The following is a 2,579-nucleotide window of genomic DNA, read 5'->3' as shown; positions in this document are numbered from 1 at the left end:
GCCCTCATTGCTCGCCACTCACGATCTCGGTCTCCCCGTCGTGCGTGTAGGTGACCGGCAGGTGCTCGTCCGGTTGCGGCGCCTGCGCCAGTTTGTGGTGCGGGTCGCCGTCCGGAGAGAAGAGCACATCATCGGTCTTCGGGTCCTTCTCCTGGCTTTCCTCCGGCGCTGTCATGTGCCCCCCTTCGGTCCGGGCGGGCCTGGAACCGGCCCCGACAGCTGGTATCCCCACTCCACACGGAATCAACATCCTGGTCGCCCGACGGGGATGACGCGGCCGGTGGCGCCCGAACCATTCGCGACGGCCGGTCGTCCCCGGTACGCTCATCGCCGCGCTCGGCCTGTCCGCCAACCGTCGCCGTGGCCAGGTCGGGACCCCGGTCTGCTGAACCGCGCAGGTGGCCCGATCCCGCCTACTCACGAGGGATGACCGGTGCGGACGTGTCTCAGCCACAGTGTCAGGTGCGTACCGAGGGTCAGCGCACAGGCGCCGAGAACGGCGATGATGCCGATCGCCATGTCGGGTGCCCACAGCATGACCTCGCGCAGGCCGGCGCCGAACTGCCGGGGCAGTATCCAGCCGGCCGCGAACGCCGACAGCAGCGCCGCACCGCACCAGATGGAGGTCCGCAGTACGGACCTCGGGCCCCTTCGCAGTGCGGTACGCACCAGCAGCGCGACGACGACGGCGGCCAGTCCGAGCAGGACCCACGGCCCGTACGCGAGCAGGGGGTCTGCGCCGACGTCGTGTGGCGTCCCACCCTGGAGCAGGCGTACGACGTTGAAGGCGGCCTCGTACTGCTGGACGTCGCGGGCCATGCCGTGCGCGTTGTGTAGGACGATGACGGCAAGGTCCTGTTCGGGTACGAGGACGAGTGAACTCATGTATCCGGCGGTGGCGCCGGAGTGGTGCACGGTCCGGACGCCGTCGAGGTCGCGGGTGCGCCATCCGTAGCCGTACGAACCGCTGGACGTCTCCACCCTGCCCTCGTGGGTACGGGCCGTCGCCTCGGCCGACAGCACCTCGGTGCCGGCGAAGGTTCCGCCGTTCAACTGGGCGATCGCGAAGTTCGTCAGGTCGGTGAGGCTGCCGCCGAGATATCCGTACGGGACGCCGGATTCGTCGTATTCGGTGTCGAACCTCCACGCCCGGTCGAAGGTCAGCCGGTGACCGGGTGGGATGTGTTGGCGTGCGGTGGCCTCGTCGACGACGGCATCCCGCATCCGCAGCGGTTCCAGGACGTGCTGGCGCAGATAGTCCGCGTACGACGATCCGGAGATCTTCTCGACGAGCGCGCCGAGCACCATGTAGTTCGCGGAGCTGTAACGGAAGGCGCCGCCGGGTGGGCCGGCGGGTTCGGCGTCGGCGAGGGCACGCGCGGCGCGTTCGACGGCACCGTCGGCGTTGTCGAAGCGGTCGGCGAACCGCACCCCGTCCGGTGCGCTGATGCCGCTGGTGTGGGTCAGCAGGTGTTCGGTCGTGATCCGGTCGCTGACCTCCCTGTCGGCCAGGCGGAACCACGGAAGCGTGTCGACGACCGGGGCGTCGACGTCGAGCCGGCCGGCCTCGACGAGTTGGGCGACGGCGAGGCCGGCGAACGGTTTGGCGACCGAGCCGAGCAGGAACGCGGTGCGGGGTGTCACGGGTGCGCCGTCGCCGTCGGTGCCGAAGGTGCCCTGGGCGACGACGCTGTCGTCCCGTACGACCGCGTAGGCGAGTCCGGGTGAGCCGACCGATTCACGGTGCCGTTGCAGGTAGTCGTGGACGGTGTCGGTCGGAGCCGCGGCGGCGGGCGGGGTGACCAGCGCGGTGACGGACAGAACGGTGACGGACAGGGCGACGACGGCGGCCGACCGGAGTGACGAGGGGCGCATCGGAGACTCCATCACCATATTGCCGTACGGTTTACGGGGACGTTATACCGTATGGCTGTATGATTCAACCGTGCCCCGGATCGTGGATCATGCAGAGCGTCGCGGCCAGATCGCCGATGCCGTCGAGCGGCTGATCGCCGCCGAGAGTCTCGACAGCGTCACGGTTGCCCGCACCGCCGAAGAGGCGGGGATCTCTGTCGGCCTGGTCCAGCACTACTTCGCCAGCAAAGACGAGATGCTCCTGGAGTCGTTCCGCCGGATCCGCAACCGCATCGAGGCCAGAGTCGCGGCCCGCCGGCAACGATCCGAGCGCGCCGGCGCCCGGATCGAACGGATGCTGCTCGACGGGGTCGCCGAACTGATGCCGCTCGACCCGGCCCGGCGCAGCGAAGGCTGGGTGACACTGGCGTTCACGGCACGCTCGTTCAGCAATCCGGCCCTTGCCGACGTGCTGCGGTCGAGCAACGCCAACCTGCGCGCGCAGATCGAGCAGGCGCTGCGTAACGCGCTGGCGTGCGGGGAGCTTCCGGAACCCGTCGGCTACGAGATGGAGGCGGCGAGGTTGCTCGCCTTCGTCGACGGTCTGGTCCTGCACTGCCACACCGGGCAGCGACCGCTGTCGGCCCGCGCCGCGCACGCGATGGTCGCCGCCGAGTTGGCCCGGCTCCTGCCGGGGCCGTGCGACCGGTCGGCGTGACCGGCGT

General features: G+C 69.9%; 3 protein-coding genes. 1 reads left to right on the top strand and 2 read right to left on the bottom strand.

The annotated features are described in order from the left end of the window. Window positions 1–4 precede the first annotated feature (4 nt). On the bottom strand, window positions 5–175 hold the full coding sequence (locus tag AB0M79_RS36285) for a hypothetical protein (RefSeq protein WP_357536415.1): 171 nt from the start codon (window positions 173–175) through the stop codon (window positions 5–7). A 242-nt stretch (window positions 176–417) separates the two neighbouring features. Continuing rightward, a complete protein-coding gene (locus AB0M79_RS36280) occupies window positions 418–1,875 on the bottom strand; it encodes a serine hydrolase domain-containing protein (RefSeq protein WP_364223353.1) in 1,458 nt (485 codons plus the stop codon). Between the two features lie 70 nt (window positions 1,876–1,945). On the opposite strand from AB0M79_RS36280, the gene AB0M79_RS36275 reads away from it, so the two are divergent. After that, complete coding sequence (locus AB0M79_RS36275) at window positions 1,946–2,572, top strand: TetR family transcriptional regulator C-terminal domain-containing protein (RefSeq protein WP_364223350.1); 627 nt, start codon at window positions 1,946–1,948, stop codon at window positions 2,570–2,572. Window positions 2,573–2,579: the final 7 nt, after the last annotated feature.

It is taken from the genome of Polymorphospora sp. NPDC051019 (genome assembly GCF_040683055.1).
Classification (GTDB): Bacteria; Actinomycetota; Actinomycetes; order Mycobacteriales; family Micromonosporaceae; genus Polymorphospora; species Polymorphospora lycopeni.
Note: the sequence above shows the minus strand (reverse complement) of the source record. Positions and strands in the feature narration are given on the sequence as shown.